The following is a 23570-nucleotide window of genomic DNA, read 5'->3' on the forward strand; positions in this document are numbered from 1 at the left end:
TTGAAGGGTGAAGAATAGCTTTCAGGTATCAGGCGCTATACAACGGATCAAGGTTTGATCTCAAGTTCAAAAGCAGCATTCAGTGTGAGCTTGCCTTCGACTTCGGTGCCTGTACCTGCCAGTTTCCAGCCCTTTGCTTTACCGGTTTTACCTTTGGCGAGCAGGTCGGCAATTTGTTTGTCGGTAAGTTTTTTGCCAAAAACTTCAAAGGGTATTTTGAAGCCGCAGGCTTTGAAATTGGCGCAGCCATAAGCGGTATTGCCTTTCTTCAGCAAATGGGCTTTGCATTTGGGGCATTGCTGCTCTTCGATCAGGATTGTCTTTTTGGGTGCTGCGGATTTAGACTCTTTCTTAGGCTTATCGGCTTTCTCTTTTTCCTTTTCTTTGGCGGCCGGTTGATCGGGTACAATGGTGATCACTTTGTAATTAGCGGTCTTTACCTCGGTAGTAAGGTCAATGACCATCTGGATCAGTTCCTGCTTGAAGGTCTCCATGGCATACTCGCCTTTTTCGATGAGGCGTAGTTTGCGTTCCCAGATACCGGTGAGCTCGGGGCTTTTGAGAATTTCGGTCTGGATGGTATCTATGAGGTCGATGCCGGTTTGGGTGGCAAAAATATTCTTCTTGCGTTTCTCTATATACTTGCGGCGAAAGAGGGTCTCGATGATATTGGCACGGGTGGAGGGACGGCCAATGCCATTGTCTTTGAGCAGTTCGCGCATTTCCTCATCATCAACCTGTTTGCCCGCTGTTTCCATGGCGCGCAGGAGGGTGGCTTCGGTGAAGGCTTTGGGTGGAGAGGTTTTGCCCTGGTGAATTCGCGGGGTATGGGGACCGCTTTCTCCTGCTACAAATACGGGCAATATCTTTTCTTCTTCCTCGCCTTCTTTTTTAGCGGTCACATCATTGACATATATTTCTTTCCAGCCAGGTTCCAATATTTGTTTACCGGTAACTTTGAACGGTACCTGACCTACTTTACCCAGCACGGTGGTATTGGAAATCTTACACTCCGGGTAGAAGGCGGCAATGAAACGCCTGGCTACGAGGTCGTAGATCCGTTTCTCTTCCGGCCCCAGGCCGGATGGATAGACGCCTGTAGGAATGATGGCATGGTGATCGGTCACTTTCTTGTCGTCGAAAACGGTTTTCAATTTAGGGATCGGGTTGGCCAGTACCGGGGCAGTGAGGGCTGCATAAGGCGTAAGGTCCTGCATGATGGTCGCAATTTTAGGATGCAGGTCTTCGGAAAGGTACGTGGTATCTACCCGGGGATAGGTCACCAGTTTCTTTTCATACAGGTTCTGGATATATTTCAGGGTGTCGTCGGCGGAATAGGCATATTTTTTATTGGCTTCCACCTGCAGGCCGGTGAGGTCGAACAGGCGGGGGTTGCCTTCTTTGCCTTCTTTCTTCTCAAAGGAAGTGATCTCAAAGGGATGTTCCTTCAGGTACGCCAATCCTTTCTCTGCCCTGTCCAATACTTTGATACGGTCGATGGTAGCGGTGAATTCGGTATCGCGGTAGATGGTCTTTAATTCCCAGTATTCTTCGGCCACGAAGGCATTGATCTCTTTCTGCCGTGCTACGATCATGGCCAGGGTAGGGGTTTGCACCCTGCCGATGGAGAGCACTGTTTTGCCCTGGGCAAATTTAGTGGTGAACAAGCGGGTGGCATTCATGCCCAACAGCCAATCACCAATAGCGCGGGCGCTGCCTGCTGCATAGAGGTTGTCGTACTGGTCGGCATTTTTTAGCTTTTGGAAACCTTCGCGGATGGCTTCTTCTGTAAGGGAGGAGATCCATAACCTTTTGACGGGGGCGGTGCATTGCGCTTTGAGCAATACCCAACGCTGGATGAGCTCACCTTCCTGGCCTGCATCACCACAGTTGATCACTTCGTCACACTGCTTTACCAGCTGCTCTATTACTTTGAATTGTTTTTTGACGCCGTCGTTGTTGATGAGTTTGATGCCAAAACTGGGCGGGATCATGGGCAGGGCTTCCAGTCGCCAGGATTTCCATTGGTCGGTATAATCATGTGGTTCCTTCAGGGTACAGAAGTGCCCAAAGGTCCAGGTTACCTGGTACCCGTTGCCTTCGAGGTATCCGTCCTTGCGGTCTTTGGCGCCGATGATCGCCGCTATATCTCTCGCCACACTTGGCTTTTCAGCAATGCAAACCTTCATAATCTTGAAAAGACCCCAAATGTCGGGATTTTATACTGTCTATTTGGTAATTTTAGGGTGGAAGCTCGAATTTCCTACACATAACTAAACAGGCAGACCATGAGTAAGAAGGCTAAAAACAAACCTACAGATCCGGAAGAAGACAAGAAATTTCCTTTACCGGAATATAAGCAAGAAGATGATATTTATAACCGGGCAAAAGAAGAACCGCTGGATGATGAAGGACAACCTGTAAAAGGCAAAGGGGGTAACCGCAACAAACAGTTGGGCGATGATCTTGATGTGCCGGGTGCTGAGCTGGATGATGCAGATGAAGGGGTAGGTGAAGAAGATGAAGAAAACAATTATTACAGCCTGGGCGGCGATAACCACGATGATCTGGAGGAAGACCGGGATTAGCACACACTATGCCTACCAAGTCAATAAAACTCACGGTGTCTGCTGCTATCGGCAAGGTATCTGCCATTGTGATGGCGCCTGCCAGACCAACGGCTATCCTGACGCTCGCGCATGGAGCAGGCGCTAATATGGATCATCACTTTATGGTCGAATTGGCTACGGCCTTGTCGAAAGCGGGCATTGCGACGCTACGGTTCAATTTCCCGTTTACCGAAAATAAAAAAGGCCGACCTGATACGCCGGCGGTGGCGCACGAAACGATCGCAGCAGCGATCGATAAGGCGCATGCACTATACCCTTCGCTTCCCTTGTTTGTGGCAGGCAAATCTTTTGGCGGACGGATGTCGTCGCAATACCAGGCTGCCAACAAACGTAAGGAGGTAAAGGGGCTTATCTTTTATGGGTTTCCGCTGCACCCTGCGGGTAAACCATCCACTGACCGGGCTGAACACCTGCAAGAAATAAAAGTGCCCATGCTTTTTCTACAGGGCTCGAAAGATGCGCTGGCTACCTGGGACCTGATCGAACCGGTATGCAAAGCACTCAAAAAAGCCAAACTGGTTAAACTGGAAGGCGCTGACCACTCTTTCAAGGCCGGTAAAACGGATACGATGGCCTTGCTGACGGAGGCCACGCAACAATGGGTGTTATCGGTGGTGAAGAAACTTAAGTGATCCTGACACAAGTTGCCCTTTCACTTTCTGCGGAAAGTGGCTGTTTTGGCGTTTGATGCTATTAGCATACTGTATCCATATTGAAGGTATGCTGAAGCTATACTGTAGCTATACTGTAGCGTAGCTTGTTTCGGGTTTGTCTTGTACTGAAAAAACCTTACAGTTGGGCAGGTCAATACGGTTTTTACTTTACATGCTTAGGCAATAATACGGATATCGCTTTACAGGTTAAGTATTTAGTTGGTCATCTGGTTTTGTTTTTCGTTTTCTGGTTTTCCATCTTTTTTTCAATTTTCCCTCTCTCAGATGTGCCTGATCAGGTGTAAGGTTATCACAGCTCATATGTTGGCGCAGCCTGTTATAGCGGTCAATGGCCTTATGGGTAGCTGCTATTGCCTGGCTATAGCCTTCAAATGTTCCATCCAGGTCCAGTTCAGTTTTAAGTATTCCATTTACCCTTTCTGCTACCGGATTTTCATAGGGGCTGCCTGTCTGGGTCATACTGATGCGGATCTGATTAGTTTGTAAAACATTTACATACTGGTCACAGCAGTATTGTATTCCTCTGTCAGAGTGGTGGATAAGGCTTTGGGGTACATAGTCTTTTAAGGACCTTATAGCTTTGTTCAGGGCTATAAGGCATCCCCGGACCCGCAGGTTCTGACTTACATGATAACCGACTATCTTTCTGGAGTAGGCATCGGTTATCAATGAGAGGTACGAAAAGCCCTTTTCGGTACGCAGATAGGTAATATCACTCACCCACTGTTGCTGGGGCTTTAGTGCTTCCAGCCCTTTGATCAGGTTGGGCCATTTTCGATAAGGGTGGTCCGACCAGGTGGTACGGGCATGGTTCTTTTTACGCTTTTGCAGCATGTTATGCTTTCTGAGTAGTTTAAAGAACCGGTCCCTGCCCATTGTGATGTTATGGGACTGCAGGGCTGGTCGCAGAGAGCCCAGTAATTTTACAGCGCCTTCTTTCTTTAAGACTTTGCGTGCTTGTGTTGCCAGGTCCAATACAAGTTCTTCCCGCAACTGCCCGTTGGCCGCCTGCCATCCATGTTCATAATAAGCCTGCCTTGTTTTACCAAACAATGCGCAAAGTGTGCCTATCGCTGCCTGAGGATAGTGCTGTTTCACTTGCCGGACTGTTTGGTACCAAACTTTTTTACAATGTCCACTCCCAGCTCCTTACCGGCATTTTCAAGTAACATTTCCCAGGCTGCTACTTTGAGATTGGCCTGTTGTAATTGCTTTCTGAGTTCTTCTACTTCACTGGTTGTGGCAGGCTGCTGCGATTGTTGTGTCGGCTGGACAGGTGGTATTTCTCCCGTGGGATAGTTTGCCTTATACCATTTTACAAAATGCCGGACTGTACTTGGACCAGGAAGACCATACTTGATAGCCAATTTCATATAGCCCAGATCACTACTTAGATACTCACGGGCTACTGCGATCTTGAGGATGTTGTCATGGACAGGATCCCGACCGCCCTTGTTGTTTGAACTCATAATGGGTAAATTTAGGTTTCTGTATACTTACTACCCATTTATGTAAGGAGATTTCAGGAACGAGACAGTTTAGAGTTTGGTGTCTCGGGTTACTCCGTGCTTTGTACTTTCCTGGCTGTTGGTAACCGGCTGATCTTTTTGGCGGTTTGGCATTGCCTGGCTTCCTGCTCCTGCCATACTGACCTTTAATAACACTCAGTAAACATACGACATAGAATATGCCAAATCCAAAAGTGTCATGGCCGGTTTGGTTAATTTTGTAATTTTTGTAAAAAATCGACGCACATTACGTCGATTTTTTACATTTTATACCAAATAGACGAAACCGGCCATGTCGCATTTGGAAACGGGTATCTGAATGTCGTACGTTTGTTGTGAACAGTTACCAAGCGATCGACCATGTGGACGGGGCCCCTAAGCATGGTTGAAGATGATGATGATGAGTGTTGTGCAACACTACTGAATACAAGCTGCGAGCTACGAGCGTTGAGCTACGAGCTTTTGGTTTCGATCTTTCAGGTTTTTGGATCTGGCTTTTTGCTGTGGACTTATAGCGATCAGCGGTTGGCTGGTGGTTTTCATCTGTCAGCTGAGGGCTATTGCCACTGGGTATTTTTCTGCTATGTGTGATCAATGGTTATGGTGACGTCGACTACCGATCAACGAAAAGCACATTACAAAACAGAAAGTGTTGGCGCCCAGGTTTTGGTTGTTGGTTATTAACGATCAGCGCCTGACCGGTAACCGGCGGCCTTGTTGCGGACAATGTTGTCTGCGCGCAGGTGTGTGGGTGCCGGAGGATAAACTATACCGCTTATCTACTATAGGCTTATTAAGCCCTGCTCATCGGAGCGGGGCTTTTTCTTTTTCTGTTGGAGCGTGAAAACGGTGAACGGGCATCGCAACAACCTGTTGCAGAAAACGGGTAGCCGTAATGTGACCGGCCTGGTTTTATATGCATTAAGAAATCATGTGATCACGCTCCCGTAGTACAGCAAGGCCATGCAACATTTCCAACAGGGCATTGTATTTAATGCTTGTAAACCATCTGTCCGGACAACTATAAATCCTTCTAACCATGCGCATCCTGCTGCCTCCATGCATTAAAACAGCTGGTCTCTTTACAGTGGGCCTGCTGTTTGGCCTGACGCTATTGGCCCACAATGGTAAGATAGCCTATGCCTATCCACTGGGCGCTATTAAGGTAGACGGCGACTTTTCCGACTGGCCCTCAACAGCCGTCAGGTACAATATAGACACCCGCCTGTCTGATGCCAAGCCTACCGGTACGGACGATCTCAGCGGATACTTCCAGGTGGGTTACCGGGCTGACAACCGGTCCCTTTACCTGGCTTTTACCGTGACCGACGATGATTTTGTGGAAGACAGTACGAAGCAGGTACGCTGGAATACGCAGGATGGCCTGGAGCTCAGTCTCGATGCGCGGCACCTGCCGGGCCGCTCGGGCGTAACTTCCTTTATGTGCAGCAAATACCTACGCAATATCAACAACGCCTATTATGATCCTTTTTCTAAAAATGCCTCCTGGAAAATTGTGGAGGTAGTGATGGTGCAAAAAGGAAATACGCGATTCTACGAATGGCGTATCAGCCTGGGCGATCAGTTTGTCATCGGCAAATCGGTGGGAGCTGACTTCCTGATATTTGACATGGACCGGGATAGCAGCTTTACTTATACTTCATGGGGTAAGGGTGATGCCAAATACAGGAATCCGAATAGCCTGGGCGATATACTCCTGATGCCTGTCCGGGTAAACCTGGGGACCGTGACGGGCGCCATAGCCTGGGAAAAACCAATAAGCGAAAAACTGCCTGGTACGGTTCGTTTTACTTCCGTTCAACACCCGGCCACCTGGGTGCAGGTAGAAGTGGATAGTACGGGCGCTTATGCGGCCACCATTCCACCGGGGAATTACACGGTACAATTGCCGGATGCTTATTTTCAACGGGGTAAAAAACTGTATGGCACTGCATCGGTAAAAGCCATTACCCTTGCTGTTAAAGGCAGCCAATCTATACAAGCGCCTTCGATATACATACCCTCCACGCCTGTACCGGACCTGGTGCCGGAAAAAGGCATCCTGCATCAATTTACCGCAGCAGATGCGGCAAAGGTGGACCAGTTTGTTGAAACCTATCAGCAATACTACAAGATACCAGGAGTATCTCTTGCCCTGATCAAAGACGGAAAACTGGCGTATTACAAAACCTATGGGGTCAAAAACACCTTTACCGGGGAGAAGGTTGATAGTCTTACCCTTTTTGAAGCGGCTTCGATTACTAAACCTGTATTTTCCCTGGCCGTTCAAAAGCTGGCAGAACGCGGTGTCATTGACCTGGACAAACCGCTCTACCTCTATCTTCCCTACAAAGACATTGAATACGACGACCGGTATAAACTGATCACGGCAACACATGTATTGACCCATCGCACGGGTTTTCCCAACTGGCGATGGATGACGCCGGATAACAAGCTGAAGCTGCTGTTTACCCCCGGCACGCAGTATAATTATTCGGGCGAAGGTTTTGAATACCTGAAAATGGTGGTAGAGAAGATCACCGGTAAAAAAGTGGAGCAGGTATTACAGGAGGAAGTGATAGAGCCCGTGGGCTTGTACCATACTTTCTTTTCGCGCAATGATTCCCTCCGGGCATTGGTGGCCAATGGACACAATGATGGATTGCCCAACTACGACGAATTGCCGGATTCGCCCGGCATGGCTTATTCCATGCATACGGAAGCACGCATCTTCACCCGGTTCTTGCTGTACCTGCTGGAGCAAAAGGGATTAAAGGCATCGACCTATGAAAACATGTGGCGGAAGCATTCGGACTTTGTCTATGATGCAGACGACGATAAACCCACTGTGCCGGAGTATATGGGCATGAGTTTTCAGATACGGGAAACACCCTTTGGCAAATCCTTTGGACATGGAGGCAATAACGGCGATTTCAGGTGTCAATTTGAAGTGTACAAAGACCTCAAAATGGGCTATGTGCTGTTTACCAATGCGGATACGGCCTACCCACTCCTGGATGTGATGCGCCGGTTCCTGGTGGAAGGGAAAGGGCAATAAATACTTTTGTACATTGCAGTATAAATGTATTGTTGACGCTTATCGATCTTGAAGAGTTATGCATACCGGTCGTCGTTCCTGCTTGTCTTTTTCCCTGCCCGCCTGGATAGCCATACTGCTTTGTATGGTGACGGGCCGCGCTGCGGCCCATGAGGGATTGCCGCTTTCTTACCTTGGCATAGAACAGGGATTGTCCAACAATGCTGTGCGCAGTATCTTCCAGGATCACCGCGGATTTATGTGGTTTGGCACCTTCGATGGGCTCAACCGGTACGATGGCTATGGTTTCCAGGTGTTTCGCAATACTTTCCATGATACGGGCTCACTGGCCGATAACCTGGTGCACACTATTAATGAAGATCGTGATGGCAATATCTGGGCCGGCACCAACCAGGGTGTGAGTATCTATGCGGCCGCTACCGGTCGATTCTCCCCGTTGCGGTACAAGCCGTATGGCGCCCCTGCTATACGCATCCTCAATACAGAAACCAAGGATATACAGCGCACCCGGGCCGGTGATATGCTGGTGGCCAGCCTGATCGATGGCCTGCTCATTGCGCCACAAGGCTATGCAACTGCCTGGCAGGTACCGCTGGTGATCAATGATACTATCTACACCAATTATGCGGCCGGCACCATCCGGATCGATGACCAGCAGCAGGTCTGGGTATTTGTGATCTCCAAGGGACTGTGCCGGTATGATGCGGCCAGCCGGCAATTGAGACTCGTGAATGGCTCGCTCAAAGCGGCATTTTCCTTTCTGCCCGACGGCAGCCAGTTTTGGGTGGGCACCAACAATGGCATTTTTACCTACGATACCAGGACCAATACCTATGCCCGCGCACTCAACCAATACGATGCAGAACTGGCCACGGATAAAGTGGCTGGCTTTGCGATCGACCGTCAGCGGCGGTTGTGGATGGTGACCAAGGGCAATGGCGTCAAATTCTATGATCCCGCCACCAGGCAGGTAACCCACCTGGTAGCGGACGGCCGGCTCAACAGCATCAGCAATGAGAATTTCAATACGGTAGTGGAGGATCGCGAGGGACGCATCTGGCTGGGATCGCACCGCGGTGGTATCAACATCATTGACCGGCAGAAAGACCGCTTCACCACCATTGCCCATGATCCGCTCGATGCCAATAGTCTTGTCAATAACTATGTTTCCGCCTTTTATGAAATGTCGGACGGGAGGATATGGGTGGGCTCCGAATTCGGGGGGCTCAGTTTATGGGACCGCCGGAACAACCAGTTTACCAATTTCAAATACAACGCCAGCCACCCGGAAGGCATCAGCAATAACTTTATTACCTCCATACGGGAGGACCATACCGGCCAGGTATGGATTGCTACTTACTGGGGTGGTATCAACCGGTTTAATAGATCCAATAATACTTTTACCCGCTATAAATGTCTGAACCCGGCCTTTGGCAACCAGGAAAACAAAATGGTGTATCAACTGCTGGTGGACAAGGAAGGCATATTGTGGGCCACTACCTTGCAGGAAGGGGGTATGAAGGGAGCGCTGTATCGTTACAACAAAGCAGCGGACCGTTTCGAAGCCTTCGATACCCGGCTGTCGGAATTATTTGTGTTGACGGAAGACAGCCAGGGAGCTTTGTGGTCGGGCAATCTCTCGCAGCTTATCCGTATTGACCGGCAAAGCAGGCAGCATGAATATTATACGCTGGGCAATACCATCCGCAGTATTGTGGAAGATGCACAGGGCAACCTGTGGGTGGGTACGGAAGGCGGAGGACTGGTATTGTTTGACAGGACAACAAAAAGCATTGTTGCCCGATATACTATGGCAGAAGGGTTGTGCAACAATGCGGTGCTCAATATCCTGCCAGATGGGAAGGGCAATCTTTGGATAAGTACCTTCAATGGGGTATCGCGCTTTCATATCGCTACCAAAACTTTCCAGAACTATTACCAGGGTGATGGACTGCAGAGCAACCAGTTCAACCCCAATACCTGCCTGGCCCTGCGCTCGGGTGAACTGATGTTTGGCGGTATCAAAGGATTCAATATATTTCATCCGGAGAAAATACTGTCTACGGCCAGGCCTGCGCAGGTATTCCTGACCGGTATTACCGTCGATAACAAACCGGTGCCTTTTACAGAGCAGATCAAGGTACCCTATAGCCAGGCTGTTTTCTCTTTTCAATATGTGGTGCCCGAATACAGTACGCCCGGAAAGATATCTTACGCTTATTATATGGAAGGGTGGGACAGGGGCTGGAACTATACGGGCAACCTGCGTACCGCCAGCTATACCCACCTCAATGAAGGGCATTATGTTTTCAGGGTAAAAAGCACTAATACCGATGGTGTATGGAACCCCGAAGAAGTGGTGCTGCACATCACTGTATTGCCGCCCTGGTACCGCACCTGGCTGGCCTACTTCCTGTACGCGGCGGTGGTGGTGAGCCTTATCTATACCTGGTGGCGCTACCGTAGCCGGCAAACACGCCTCAAATACGAAGTGGCCATTGCGCACCTCGATGCAGAGAACAAACGCGCAGAGCTGGAGCTGGAACGGGCCGAACGGGAAAAGGAACAGGTGCTCAATGAACAGGAACGGGCTATGCAGGAAAAGAAACTTACCTTCTTCACCAATATCTCCCATGAGTTCAGAACACCGCTCACGCTCATCATCAATCCTGTGAAGGACCTGCTGTCGCGCCAGCAGGAAGAGCCACAAAAGACTGATGGGGACCTGCAGACGGTGTACCGCAATGCCCGGCGTATGCTGAGCCTGGTAGACCAGCTGTTGTTGTTTCGCAAGGCGGAGAGTGGTCACGACCGGATAAGGCCGGGCCGGCAGGATGTATGCGCACTGGCGCATGATGTGTACCTGTGTTTTGTGCAACAGGCCAAGGCCAAAAAGATCAGCTATGAATTTACGTGCAGCAATGAACAACTGGAGGTATATGCCGACCGGGAAAAGCTGGAGATCATCTTGTACAACCTGTTATCGAATGCGCTGAAGTATACGCCCGATGGCGGCCATATTGTATTGATGGTGGGTGAGACTGCCGGCGAGATCGTGATCCGCGTGCAGGACAATGGCATCGGCATTGGCGAGGATGCCGGGGAGCAATTGTTTGAAAAGTTCTACCGGGCTTCGGGCAAGATGCTTACTACCCAAAAAGGATTCGGTATTGGTCTGTACCTGGTAAAGCATTTCACGGCACAGCACAAAGGGCGCATTGCGTATGAAAGCAAGGAAGGGGAGGGCACCGTGTTCACCCTCCACCTGCTGAAAGGACAACAACACTTTGATGCCGGCACCATCATTGAGCAGGAGCCTGCCCAAGCTGCGCTGCTGGAAGAGCTGGCGCTGGAAGATGCCTTGAGCGGACAAGCAGCCAGTACAGAACAACCTGACGGGCCGCTTGAAGCGGTAGTGAGTGAAAAGAAGTCCATCCTGCTGATCGATGATGACGACCAGTTATTGCAATACCTCACGACGCTTTTTAAAAATACCTACCAGGTGTACCTGGCTTCAGATGGGGAGGATGGATTGAAGCTGGCCCGCAAACACCTGCCGGACCTGATCGTGTCGGATGTACAAATGCAGGGCATGAGTGGTATTGACCTGTGCAGCCATATAAAGGAAGATGCTTCGTTGCAACATATTCCGGTGATCCTGCTTACCGCCAGCACTTCATCTGAAGTGAAGCTGAAAGGTGTGGAAGGCGGCGCAGATGATTATATTACCAAACCTTTTGACAAAGATATCCTGGTAGCCAGGGTGGCCAGCTTGCTGAAAGCGCGCACCATTTTACAGCACTATTTTTACAATGCCATTACGCTCAACAATACCGACCAGAAGATATCGCAGGAATACAAAGAGTTCCTGGAACGCTGTATTGCCATTGTGGAAAATAACCTGGAGAACGAGGACTTTAACCTGAAGATGCTGCTGGCGGAGATCGGCATGAGCCGGTCGAACCTGTTCCGGAAAGTGAAACTGGTATCGGGGCTGTCTATCAAATCTTTTATTCGTTTTATCCGGCTGCGGAAAGCGGCTGAGCTGTTTATCAACACCAATTATAATGTGGGTGAAACGGCCTTCCGGGTAGGTATTTATGATATCAAGTTCTTCCGGGCCGAGTTCAACAAAGTGTTTGGCATCAATCCTTCGGAGTACATCAAAAAATACCGCAAAGCTTTTGGCAGTCAATACCAGGTAAACCTGAAAGACCCGCCGCCGAAGTGAGGCAGGAGCAGTGCATTGGGATAAAATGGACGCTTTACCCCCCTTGAACGGCTTTTACCCCTCCCGGTCATCTTGTTTCCGCACTGTATTTTGCAATGAATGATACCTATGCGCCTCTTTCGCACCTACCTGTTGCTATTTATATTGTTGAATGGTTCCTGCATTACCATCCTTGCCCAGGAATGGCAATGGTCGGTACCGGTGACAGGCGCCAAGGGACCTGTACGTGCTTTTCTGTGGATACCAGCGCATTGTAAGCAGGTGCGTGGGGTGGTATTGGCGCAGCACAATATGGAAGAAATATCGATCCTGCTCAATCCTTCTTTCCGGAAAACCATGGGGGAGATCGGTTTTGCCGAAGTATGGGTTGCTCCTTCCTTCAATCATCCTTTCAATTTTAAAGAAGGCGCCGGAGAGGTGTTCAATGCCATGATGGATTCCCTGGCGGCGGTATCCGGGTATGATGAATTGCGCCGGGCGCCTATCGTGGGTATGGGGCATTCGGCGGCGGCGAGCTGGCCTTATTATTTTGCGACCTGGAATCCGTCGCGTACCCTGGCCAGTGTATCCGTGAGTGGGCAATGGCCCTATGTGCGGGGACAGGCTGCCCCTGACATCTGGACCGCGGAACAACATATCAATTATATCCCGGCGCTTGAAACCATGGGTGAATATGAAGCGGCCGCTACCTGGTCGGCAGAAGGATTGAAAGAAAGGCAGGAACATCCTTTGATGCCGCTGAGCATGCTGGCTGTTCCGGGAGAAGGGCACTTTGCGAGTTCCCAGGCCAAAACAGATTTCCTTGCTTTTTATATTAAGAAAGCCGCGCACTATCGTCTGCCTAAAACAGCAGCAGGCAAAGGCGCCCAGCCATTGATCCCTATTGATCCCACGCGGATGGGCTGGCTGGCAGACAAATGGCGACCTGATGCCCCGCCTGCTGCGCCGGCTGCTCCGGTGGGTAAGTATACCGGCAATGCAGCGGAAGCCTTCTGGTATTTTGATGAAGAGACGGTGCGGGCAGTAGAAAAATATGGCGCGCTCTACAAAGGTTTGAAGCCGCAATTGATCGGCTTTGTACAGGACGGCAAACTGGCTCCGCAAAAGAATTCCCATCTTCAGATCGACCTGAAATTTCTGCCGGAGGCAGACGGCATTACCTTCCACCTGGAAGGGGGCTTCTATGATACGGTGGGTGGAGCAACACCCAGACTGGCCAACTGGACAGGGTTACCTGCCGGATCGAGGATTGGTCATGCTGCCGGTGGCGGGCCTATTACCATCGACTGGGTGGCCGGCCCTTTTAAAAAGATCAATGCGCATACTTTTGCTTTGCAATTAGGGCCGGGCCTGGAAGCCAATCCCAAAAACTATGTACTCACTTTTATTGCCCGTCACCCGGGCGATGCCCAATACAAACCCATCGTGCAGCAGGCGCAGATGACCCTGCCTGCCAGGCTCACGGAAGGGAAGGAGCAACACATCAGTTTCCCCGCGATTGCCAACCAGCAAGTCGGGGCTAAAAGTCTCGTTCTGAAGGCTGTCTCCGATGCCGGTGTGCCGGTGTATTATTATGTGCTGGAAGGTCCTGCCATACTTAATGGCAATACCTTATCCTTTACCCGCATTCCCCCCAAAGCAAAATATCCCGTAAAGGTCACCGTAGTAGCCTGGCAATATGGGCTGGGCCGGGAGCCCAGGCTGCAATCGGCAGAGGCGGTGGTGAGGAGTTTTTATATTGTGAAAGTGAGCTATCCTTTCTTCTAATAAGCGCAATTGTATATCTTTTTGAAATTTAATCACTTAGGCTATGTGTTTTGATTAATTGTGTGACTTGAAGTAACTTGTCCCTCGTATGATCGCATTTTTTCAAAAAATCACAGATGTACTTAATGGATCCAATATACCCTATATGCTTTCTGGTAGTGTAGCTATGAGTATATACATCGTGCCTAGAGCGACACGAGATTTTGATTTTATTATTCATCTTGACCCGAAAAATATAGATCTGTTTATAGAGCATTTTAAAGATGGTTATTATTGTGATAAAGATGCCATTGAAGACGCGGTAAGAAGGCGGAGTATGTTCAATATCATCGATCATGCATCTGGCTTTAAAGCAGATTTTGTGGTTTTAAAAGACGAGGCTTTCCGGCAGGAAGAATTTAATAGAAGGAAAAAAGTTGATTTTTTCAATAAAGCGATTTATGTGGTATCTCCGGAGGATTTACTTATTTCAAAAGTAATATGGATACAGCAGTATCAATCGGCGCAACAGGCAGAGGATATTAAGAATCTTGCGGCTATTGAGAATATGGATTGGTCCTATATCAAGAAATGGATCAGCAAATTGAATTTGAAAACATTTGATTTATTGTCGTTATGAATGATACCCCACAACACATAAAGGACTTGCAGTTGAAAATATGGCTTTCGAAATCTCCTGCAGAGAGGCTTAAACAGTTTATGGAAGATAATACTGCTTTATTTCAGTTTTGGAAAGCTGCCAAAAAATCTACTATTGAGGCTAATGATCCTACCGTTGAAACTAAAACAACTGATTCGCCGCAATAGTCAATTTATTACTCTGTTCTCAAACTTTTCACGGGATTTGCGATGGCGGCTTTGATAGACTGAAAGCTGACCGTTAATAAAGTAATCATCAATACGCCCCACCCGATGCCGCGAAGATCCACCATGATAGATTTATAAACCAGGGTAATACAACTTCATCGTACTTTTAAAGTATAAACGTAGATCAGCAATGGCCCTCTTAGAGAAATATATTACCGGCTATGTTATATCAAAGGATGGAACAAGGGTTGGCTATAGACAAACCGGGTACGGGCCGGGAGTTATTCTTGTCCATGGTGCGATGATGACCTCTAAAAATTTTCTGCAACTTGCCAGTTTCTTATCCAATGAATTCACTGTTTATATTCCAGACAGGCGGGGTCGCGGCTTAAGCGGTCCATTTGGCCAGAATTATGGCATTGGATCAGAAAGCGAGGATCTGCAGGCATTAATCCATAAGACAGGAACAGATAAGATATTTGGGCTTAGTTCTGGTGCTATTTGTGTACTTCGAACTGCCATTATAGAACCCGCTCTAAAAAAAGTAGTACTCTACGAACCTCCGATCCCGGTCAAGGGAACTAACCCTGCGGCCTGGGGCAGTCGCTATGAATCGGCCCTCTCCCGCGGAAACTTTGGAAAAGCAATGTTCACGGCCATAAAAGGCACCGATGATCCCTCTTTATTTACAGCCTTGCCGGGCTTTCTTATTGCACCATTGTTAAATGTTGGTATAAACGCAGATGCGAAGAAACAAACGGACGATCATGTGCCCTTGAAATCCTTAATACCAACCATGCATTACGATCTTCTATTGGTGCGTGAATCACCTGGACTTATAGACCGGTGTAAAGAAATTAAAGCTGAAATGCTGCTGATGGGTGGAACCAGGAGCCAACGTTACCTTAAACTTGCACTTGATACATTAAGCACCGTTTTGCCGCAAGCAAAACGTGTAGAATCGCGCGGCTTGGGGCATACGGCCGCCGATAATGACAACAGTCCGGAAAAAATTGCAAAAGAGTTAATAGCCTTTTTTTAACCGCGCAGGATGCAACATAAGTTGTAGTCAATGGTACAATAGTTATTTGCCCCGGCTTTATAAACCCTTCCCAGTTGTATACCCTGCAAACCCTTCATTACCCGCCGTGTGATTGAAGTACTTTTCGCCATTCCAGGTCTGAATGAATGTCCCCATGGCAACATCATATATGAGGGGAGTAACATGCAACTTCACCATTATAATCCCTTTTATTATGGTACAGTGTTTTAACGCTACCCAACACTGTTAAAACACCTGTTTTAACCTTAACTAAACAATATGGGTGAAAAAACCCTTTTCCGGATAGCAATTTAATTTCAGCTTTGAATAAGTCCGACAGCTATGAATGCAATGCCGGGGCCTACAATTAGTTCTTGTCATAATTTGCCTTTAAATGGTTTAAATAATATTTTATGCTATCAAAGAAAAACAAACCAACCCGTAAAAAGTCAACCCAATCTAAGGAAGATAGCAAGACCGAAAAGCTGAAGCAGTTTATCCGGGCTCGTGGCGCCGATTTTTTGTTGGATAAAAATATTTCTTCTGTTGGTATTGGGTATAAGCAAAAGGATGGTAAATCAACCAAAGAACTAGCTATACAGTTTACAGTAAATAAAAAGGTGGGACTTGATTTACTGGAATCGGTAGAAACAACCGAAATACCAACATCAATAGTAGTAGATGGAGTTGAATTCCCGACCGATGTAGTTGAGCGCAGCTTTTCAAAATCGTTTAAAATTGTACCGGAAGAAATTGGGAGTAGCCGCAAAACCCGTGTTGATCCGATTGTGCCAGGTATAAGTATAGCCAATACAAAAATCAGCGCCGGCACTATTGGAGGCATCGTGTTTGACAAGGAAACCGGAACTCCATATATTTTAAGTAACTGGCATGTACTGCATGGCCCTGAAGGGAATATTGGTGACACTATCGTACAACCAGGGCCGTTTGATGACAATCGTATTCAATTGAATCAGATAGGGAAACTGGTTCGCTCACATCTGGGGGCTGCCGGCGATTGTGCGCTGGCCAGTATGGAAAGCCGCACTTTTAAGCAGGAGATATTTGAGCTGAATGTTGCAGCAGAACAAATTGGTGAGCCGGATTTGGGAGATAAAGTTAATGCTGGGACAATGAGATAAAGAGACATGAAGTCGTGTATCAAAAAAAATAAAAAAGTAAATATGAAAAGAATAAACCTGTTAATTTTCTTACTTTCAGTTTGCTTGGTGATTTCATGCAATAATAAGTCAGATAAACAAGCATCAAAGGAAAAAACACACCTTTCAGAGGGCGAAAGCAATATTTTAAAAGAGAAAATTTCTGAAGAGAATATCTTTTGGCAGAGCGGTGATTGTGAATTTCTATTCAAGAATGATGGAAGCGTTATTGCGCTAAAGCATGAAAAAGATGGAAATACTTTTACTGAAAATGGCAAATGGAGTTATGACAAAGAAGATAAAAATCTTACGTTAGCATGGAACGAAAAGAAACAACGTTCTGTAACAGTTGCAGAGATACTTCCTGAATGGACAGAAATTTATACTTCTGATAACATCTACTTTGGTGAAGGTTTTTGGGCGGATACATGGTCAACAATGTTTATTTTAAAAAGGATGAAATTAATTGACGATCGTTTTAATGTAAATTGAATAGGTGAAAGTTCCCGTTTACATGAACCTTTTTGCATTTTGTTCCCTTAGTTTGAACCTGCATAATAACGTATCACAGAGACTGGACGTTGAAACTTTGGCTATCTGGCTCTCGGTCCAATTGCCGTCTACATACTTGTAAAAGCGTCAAGGTAAAGTTCTTCTTATTCCCGGGCCAGGAGGCTTCAGAGCTCTATATGAACCCTCTTATATTTTCCATGTGTCGCAGTTCGAACCTACAAATATCTCTGTAACAATAAATTGCGTAGAGAGTTAAATGCGTTACTAATTTCATTAAACTAAAAAACCTTCAGATTCAACGATCTGAAAGGTTCATTTTTTATCGTCGGGTTGACTGGACCAATTTCGAATCAGTATTTGGAGGATTTGATAGAAATTCAGCGACTTAAATATTTATTTACCTCTAATGAAGTGCTAGCTTTTAAAAAGAAAGGCACCTATTTCAGAGTAGGTATATTAGAAGACATGTGCTTAAATAAATCCTATGTCTACTCTGGTAAAGAAACTGATGATCCACGGAAAGTGGTGAAAACGAAAAATGTTTTAATGTGCTTCAGCCGGATTAGTTTTGATACAGCAATGACCATAGTTGTTCCCCAGGCCTCTGCGCAGCCAAAAGTCAAGATACGACCCTTGTTTTTTTCTGATCACCAGCGAATAAAGAAAGATCCACTTTTGCCGGTTCTCTCCCAGGTTCACAGTATGAAAGGATTGATTGACCAACTCGATGATATCTTTCTGTAGGCGGTTGGTGTCCAAATCCCAAGCCAGTCCGGCGCCTGCATTCAGCGAAAAGGTAATGGCCAGCGTATCGCCCACTCTCGCCTGGAGTATTAGTAAGGTATCGCCTGCTTTTTGTCCTTCTGCGTACAAGCAGTTGTTGATGGAGATGGTTTGGGGCATTGTTGAGCTGGTAGTGGTCACCGTTTTATTAAGTAAACACGATTGCAATACAACACACCACAAAAGGAGAAAAATCCCGCGGCCCATAACCAAAGTTATTGTTTTATCGGGCTACAACCCAACAGGCCTTTAACCCGATATTGCAACTCTTGTAATCCAGCCACATATACCCGCTCTGGGTGCCCGTACCACCAGTTATTCCCCAGCCTTCGCCCCACGAGTTTTTTATCAGCCAGGCTTGTTTATCATCATCCCAGCCGATGATCAACACCGAATGGTTAGAGGAAAAACTGCCATCGGATTCTTTGTAACGGTTACTGTCGCGCCATACATTACCTTCCACTCGTTTATACATTAACCATCCAGGAGTAGTGTTTACTGAGCTCACCACACTGCCAAACCGGCAAATGGCGTCCTTGATCTTTTTGATCGAGGCAGTATCGCCCGGTGTTTCGCACGATATCATGCTCCAGTCTTTAAGGCCATGGCCTGTAGCAGGTTGCCGGCAGGACTGCAAAAATTTACCGGTGAAAGAATAAGCTGAAGAGTCGGCAAGCAAAACGGAGGGGGCATCCATCCATTTAAAAACCAAATAACTACTGCCGCCGTTGGAATCTCCCCCTTTGGAGCAATCAATGATCTCCTGTTGAGAGGAAACAATGTTCTGCTGCGGATGCCTGATCTGGTAATTAATGTCGAAAGCTTTGGCAGCGGCAATGGCCCAGCAGATGATATAGGGAGTTTGATCGATAGTAGATGAGTTCACACCAAACATCCTGATATCCAGTTGGCGGACGCTCGGGTCCAGTTGCCTGCCCGCAAACTTCAAGAAGGGGTATTGGGCGGCATTAGAACAATGACTGGCCAGAAAAGCGAGTTCGGCCGCAGGAAGCCGGCCGCCCCTTTCTCCAGTCAGGAACTTCAGGGGAATGAACGATTTGCTGGTAATGCCCAATTGCACCGTGCTCGCCAGCCCGCTATTGAAGTTGGCTTTGAATTGCCGGATTTCCGCCAGTTTATTGTCTTGCAGTTCGGTGAGCCGAGCAAAAAAAGCTGCCGTGTCTACCAGTATAGACGAGGCAGGCTGTTCTATTTGGTTGATAAAGTTCAGCGAATCCAAAGCGATCGCTTTGATCACTGCACTGTCCTTGATCAACAGATCCTGTTTGGAATCGATCATATACATTACCTCTGATAGCCTTGCTCTTTTAACGGCGGCACGGCCACTGATAAAATAATTGACTCCAATCACCACCAGGGTTAAACCAAGCAAAAGCAACAAAACTAACTTGTTCCTGCGTCGGCGCCCCTTCCGCTGCCGCTGATCGTCATCCCATATAAATTGTTGAGAGTTTGTCATGGCCTACTTTTTTCCCAGGTTATAGTTGATGGAAAAATAGGGCTTAAACACAGCTTGGTTGGTCAGATCGCTTTTCAAAGCGGCATCGTCTTTCACGGCCCCGCCCTCGGTCAGTTTGTTCAGGTCTTTGTGATAGCCGAATATACAGCCTGCGGAGATAGAAAAAGAGGAGCCAAACGAAAGTCCCAGCCCTACCGGGAACAATGCATCCTGAACGCCCGTGGTCACGCCCACTTGGGCAAAGGGGTATACTGGGTCCCAACTCGCAATGATCAGGTTCAGGAATACCGTGGGCCGCACATTCACTTTCACATCGTCGGTTTTTGCTACGGTGTTCACGCCGTTGTCTGTTTTGATAGCATATTCAGGGTAGCTGAATTGAGTATAGATCACGCCTGTTGATACAAAAGGATACAGGCCCAGCTTTTTGGCAATGGTAAATGATTTGGTGGTCGCCTTTTTAACATCTTCAGTGCCGTCATCCTTGAGTGGGGTAAGGGTATAGTTGATTTCTTTCATTGTTTTGATGTTCCAGTCAAGTTTATCGTTAAAGTCCTTTTAAAACCCTTCGTGCATGATCTTACCGTTAACTGATACGCCGCTGAAATCCTTGGCAAAATCGGTCAGGCGTTTAATAAGAGTACTGTCTTGGGTGATCAGCGATTCCTGACTGGCAAAAGAAGCCTGTGTGGCAGTAGTCAGGGTTTTAGCAAATATGGTGGAATAGCTTTTAAATTCTTTGAGTCTGGCGGGAATGAGATCGGCGGTAAACAGTGCATCGAAATCAGAAGTAAGCAATTTTTGAACATCTTTAAGCTTGTCTTTGGCATCCTTGTCCCGTTCAGCAAGAACGTCCTTCCAGTTACCGGCAGTGGTAAGCTCATCGTTGAATTTGGTATAGTCGTCATCAACTTTGTACAGGTTGCTGGCCGTGAGTTTCACCCATCCGCTGACGGTCCGGTTGGTGCTACCGGTAGAAGGGATATTTAATTCTCCAAAGAGAAACTGTTCGGTTGTTTGAATATCATTAATCCTGTCGGCAATAGCATTGTATTTTTTCAGCAGGTCTTCACTGGCCACAATGGCGTCGGGTTTTATTAAGGTGACAAACTCCAGAATCCATTGGTTAAGGATGACGCTGGGTTTAACTTCTGTCATCTTTTTATCATCGCCAGGGAGCGCTTTGTCTTTTGTTTCTGAAGCATCTTTGGTAGCGCCTGTGGGTAGTTTGGCAATGAAGTCGGTGATCGCTTTGTAGGAGGGGTCTTCCACATTTTTCTGGGTCGATTTAACCGTGGTGCGCAGGGGGTTATAAAAGTGGAAATAGACCTGGAAATCGTTTTTGTGGTTATTCTTAATATTGAAGATCATGTCAGCGTCCAGCTTATGTGTAATGTCCTCGTCATCTATGCTGTAGTATAAGGTCAGGTCTTTGTCAAAATAGATAAATACGCTGTTCTTAATGCGGGTGCCGTTGATCCTATTAAAGACGCCATCGTCCTGGCATCGGGCCGCCTGCGGAGACAGCAGGCTGATAACCATCAGCAAACAAAACAATACAAAACAGGCACAGGAGCATGGGCGCTTAGCGAAATGAAAACGAGACATAAACAGTAGTAATTGGTGAGCAAATTCGGTTGTTGTATAAATATATTGCAACTGTATGGAGCCGGAACCCGTTAAAACACCCATGTCGTTTAGTTAAGGTAAAAAAGGTGTTTTCACCCATGTCGTTTTGTAAGCTTCCCTTATTTCCGGTCCAGAAGGCTTTATAGTTATTATCTGAACCCTTTTAGATTTTGTCTTTTATAGTTCGAACTCATAAGTGTTTCTGTAACAATTAATAGTATAAGAAAGTAAACGTAGTAGCATTTCTTTAAAAGCAAAAAACCTTCAAATCCAACGATCTGAAGGGTTCATTTTTTATGGTCGGGGCGGCTGGATTCGAACATTATCTTTTAGACCTCTGGAAATCCAACAACTAAAGTGGATACCCCAAGAGACCTGGCGAGGGTCGTTCTTTCCAACCTGTTAACTCCCGGCAGTTCCCCAGGGGCGGTTCACTAACAGCTCTCTCATAGACCCTTCACGCCGGAAGCACCGTCGTAGTGAGCGGGTAGTAAGCTAATAGAAAGAGAATAGTAAGAAAAGAGGGCTCAAATGCAGCAGGGACGCGCAAAGGCATTAACAGTAGGGTAAAGGGTGGTGGTAAGCCCGGACATCAAGCCGAAACTATACTCCCGGTAAGCAGCTGTGATGGGGATTTCCTTCCGGACTTTCCGGTTTTCCGTCATCCCGACTTAAAAAAGGGGGGTAAAACCCTCAAAATGGTCGCCTTACCCCCCTTTTAAGGCTTTTTCCCCACCCCCGGTTTTTGTTTTACCCCCGTATTTTGCAGGCGTTATTGAACGGGTAAAGAAGATAAATTCTTTACCATGACTGTCGAAGTCTTTTTTTTAGCGTAGTTGCTCAATCGATTAATTGGATCCTGCCTGGCAAAAAGACCTTCACGAAACGATACGCAACCAAACTTGCCAAAGATGAAACAACACAAACATCCTCCCGCTTCCAGCCATCCCTTTCGGGCCAGTCCGGCCGCCGGCACATAAACCTTATTGATCTATAGATGGGAACCAACCCACACAGGCCATGACCTCATAAATGCCTGAACGGCCATCTCATGCCCATCCCCGAGGGGAATAGTTTAAAAGGAAGCACCCTTCGACAAGCTCAGGGTGACACTTTAATCTGAACAGAAAAAATGAAGAAAAAGATCTCCATACATGATATAGCCCGGCAGCTGGAAGTGTCGGCAGCCACGGTTTCTTATGTGCTGAATGGAAAATCGGCCGAGAAACGGATCAGCGCCGGCATGGAGAAAAAGATACTGGCCTATGTGGAGGAATGCGGTTACCGTCCCAACCGGGTAGCGAAAAGCCTGCGCACGGGTAAAAGCAAGATCATTGGCATGCTGGTAGAAGATATATCCGACCCTTTCTTCTCCAGTATTTCAAGGATCGTGGAAGCCCATGCCCATCAGCTCGATTATAAAATATTCCACGCAAGCACGGAGAACGACGCCCTCATTACCCGCGATCTCCTGCAGGTATTCAGGGATACGCAGGTAGATGGCTATATCATAGCTCCGCCGCCCGGCATAGAAAAAGACATTCAGGCGCTGCTCGACGATAACCTGCCGGTGGTGTTATTTGACCGTTTTTTTCCGGAGTTGAAAACGCACAACGTAGTCGTCGATAACCGGGAAGGCGCCTCGGCAGCCATTCAACACCTGGTGAGCAATGGCTATTCTGCTATTGGTTTTGTAACCCTGGATTCCGAGCAGACACAGATGAATGACCGCCTGGCAGGTTACGACAATGCCATGCTGCAAGCAGGTCTGCTGCCCATGGTATTAAAGATCCCTTATGAAATGGAAAGAGAAAGCCTGGTGATGGAAAAGATCGATCAATTCCTGGCCATGAACGGGCAACTGGATGCGATGCTCTTTGCCACCAACTACCTGGCCATTGGCGGATTGGAAGCCATCCACCGCCGACAACTGACCATACCGCATGATATAGCCGTGGTAGGCTTTGATGACAATACGCATTTCTCGTTGTTTTCACCCGCTGTAACCGCCGTGGCCCAGCCGGTAGAAGAGATGTCTAAGACAGTGATAGAAGAACTGATGAAAGTGCTGTCGGGCAAGGTGAAAACATTGAGCCGGGAAACGATCGTATTGCCTACCCAATTGATCATCCGTCAATCATCCGTATCCCGTGTAAAGAAGCCCGCTTCCAGTGGAAAACAAACACCCGTCAGGACGGCTTCGACAGGCTCAGCCCCGTAAAGGCGGGGTAAACTCTGACATTCGTTTCTTAATTCCGCGACATTGATATAAACCTTGACCTGTGCTA

General features: G+C 47.5%; 17 protein-coding genes. 10 read left to right on the forward strand and 7 right to left on the reverse strand.

All coding sequences use genetic code 11. The features are described from left to right. Window positions 1–47: 47 nt before the first annotated feature. Entirely contained in the window at window positions 48–2189 is a 2142-nt protein-coding gene (locus tag D3H65_RS06130) for a DNA topoisomerase 3 (protein WP_119049421.1), read from the reverse strand. Window positions 2190–2288: 99 nt separating this feature from the next. Here D3H65_RS06130 and D3H65_RS06135 point away from each other — a divergent pair, with 99 nt between their 5' ends. Together D3H65_RS06135 and D3H65_RS06140 are read left to right on the forward strand one after the other, a co-directional pair. Beyond that, entirely contained in the window at window positions 2289–2588 is a 300-nt protein-coding gene (locus D3H65_RS06135) for a hypothetical protein (protein ID WP_119049422.1), read from the forward strand. Between the two features lie 8 nt (window positions 2589–2596). Then, the gene (locus tag D3H65_RS06140) at window positions 2597–3262 is read left to right on the forward strand and encodes an alpha/beta hydrolase family protein (RefSeq protein WP_119049423.1); all 666 of its coding nucleotides are present in this window, start codon (window positions 2597–2599) and stop codon (window positions 3260–3262) included. Between the two features lie 228 nt (window positions 3263–3490). Here D3H65_RS06140 and D3H65_RS06145 read toward each other — a convergent pair whose 3' ends face one another. Together D3H65_RS06145 and D3H65_RS06150 are read right to left on the reverse strand one after the other, a co-directional pair. Further along, window positions 3491–4402, reverse strand: a complete 912-nt coding sequence (locus D3H65_RS06145) for an IS3 family transposase (RefSeq protein WP_119049027.1) — start codon at window positions 4400–4402, stop codon at window positions 3491–3493. Continuing rightward, complete coding sequence (locus D3H65_RS06150; RefSeq protein ID WP_119049026.1) at window positions 4399–4773, reverse strand: hypothetical protein; 375 nt, start codon at window positions 4771–4773, stop codon at window positions 4399–4401. The genes D3H65_RS06145 and D3H65_RS06150 overlap by 4 nt, the downstream gene beginning before the upstream one ends. A gap of 1078 nt (window positions 4774–5851) precedes the next feature. Between D3H65_RS06150 and D3H65_RS06155 the strand changes: the two genes are divergently transcribed. The 7 genes from D3H65_RS06155 to D3H65_RS06190 all read left to right on the forward strand — a co-directional run bounded on the left by D3H65_RS06155 (window position 5852) and on the right by D3H65_RS06190 (window position 17369). Then, window positions 5852–7870: a serine hydrolase gene (locus D3H65_RS06155; protein WP_119049424.1), complete on the forward strand. Its 2019-nt coding sequence runs from the start codon at window positions 5852–5854 to the stop codon at window positions 7868–7870. A gap of 58 nt (window positions 7871–7928) precedes the next feature. Next, a complete protein-coding gene (locus D3H65_RS06160) occupies window positions 7929–12101 on the forward strand; it encodes a hybrid sensor histidine kinase/response regulator (protein WP_119049425.1) in 4173 nt (1390 codons plus the stop codon). Between the two features lie 108 nt (window positions 12102–12209). Next, entirely contained in the window at window positions 12210–13868 is a 1659-nt protein-coding gene (locus D3H65_RS06165) for a hypothetical protein (protein ID WP_119049426.1), read from the forward strand. Window positions 13869–13956: 88 nt separating this feature from the next. After that, complete coding sequence (locus tag D3H65_RS06170) at window positions 13957–14487, forward strand: DUF6036 family nucleotidyltransferase (protein WP_119049427.1); 531 nt, start codon at window positions 13957–13959, stop codon at window positions 14485–14487. A 378-nt stretch (window positions 14488–14865) separates the two neighbouring features. Beyond that, entirely contained in the window at window positions 14866–15717 is an 852-nt protein-coding gene (locus D3H65_RS06180) for an alpha/beta fold hydrolase (RefSeq protein WP_119049429.1), read from the forward strand. 413 nt (window positions 15718–16130) lie between these two features. Further along, a complete protein-coding gene (locus tag D3H65_RS06185) occupies window positions 16131–16859 on the forward strand; it encodes a hypothetical protein (RefSeq protein ID WP_119049430.1) in 729 nt (242 codons plus the stop codon). A gap of 42 nt (window positions 16860–16901) precedes the next feature. After that, window positions 16902–17369, forward strand: coding sequence for a hypothetical protein (locus D3H65_RS06190; protein ID WP_162915440.1), 468 nt, complete (start codon window positions 16902–16904; stop codon window positions 17367–17369). 564 nt (window positions 17370–17933) lie between these two features. Here D3H65_RS06190 and D3H65_RS06195 read toward each other — a convergent pair. The 4 genes from D3H65_RS06195 to D3H65_RS06210 all read right to left on the reverse strand — a co-directional run bounded on the left by D3H65_RS06195 (window position 17934) and on the right by D3H65_RS06210 (window position 21261). Then, a complete protein-coding gene (locus tag D3H65_RS06195; protein ID WP_119049432.1) occupies window positions 17934–18293 on the reverse strand; it encodes a hypothetical protein in 360 nt (119 codons plus the stop codon). Window positions 18294–18396: 103 nt separating this feature from the next. Next, window positions 18397–19653 (reverse strand): C1 family peptidase, encoded by a 1257-nt coding sequence (locus tag D3H65_RS06200; RefSeq protein WP_119049433.1) that lies wholly within the window; start codon window positions 19651–19653, stop codon window positions 18397–18399. 3 nt (window positions 19654–19656) lie between these two features. Next, window positions 19657–20172, reverse strand: a complete 516-nt coding sequence (locus D3H65_RS06205) for a hypothetical protein (RefSeq protein ID WP_119049434.1) — start codon at window positions 20170–20172, stop codon at window positions 19657–19659. Window positions 20173–20211: 39 nt separating this feature from the next. Then, window positions 20212–21261, reverse strand: a complete 1050-nt coding sequence (locus D3H65_RS06210) for a hypothetical protein (protein ID WP_162915441.1) — start codon at window positions 21259–21261, stop codon at window positions 20212–20214. A gap of 1153 nt (window positions 21262–22414) precedes the next feature. Between D3H65_RS06210 and D3H65_RS06215 the strand changes: the two genes are divergently transcribed. Beyond that, window positions 22415–23503: a LacI family DNA-binding transcriptional regulator gene (locus D3H65_RS06215; RefSeq protein ID WP_119049436.1), complete on the forward strand. Its 1089-nt coding sequence runs from the start codon at window positions 22415–22417 to the stop codon at window positions 23501–23503. Window positions 23504–23570: the final 67 nt, after the last annotated feature.

Origin of the sequence: Paraflavitalea soli, assembly GCF_003555545.1 — a bacterium.
In the GTDB taxonomy this organism is placed as follows: Bacteria; Bacteroidota; Bacteroidia; order Chitinophagales; family Chitinophagaceae; genus Paraflavitalea; species Paraflavitalea soli.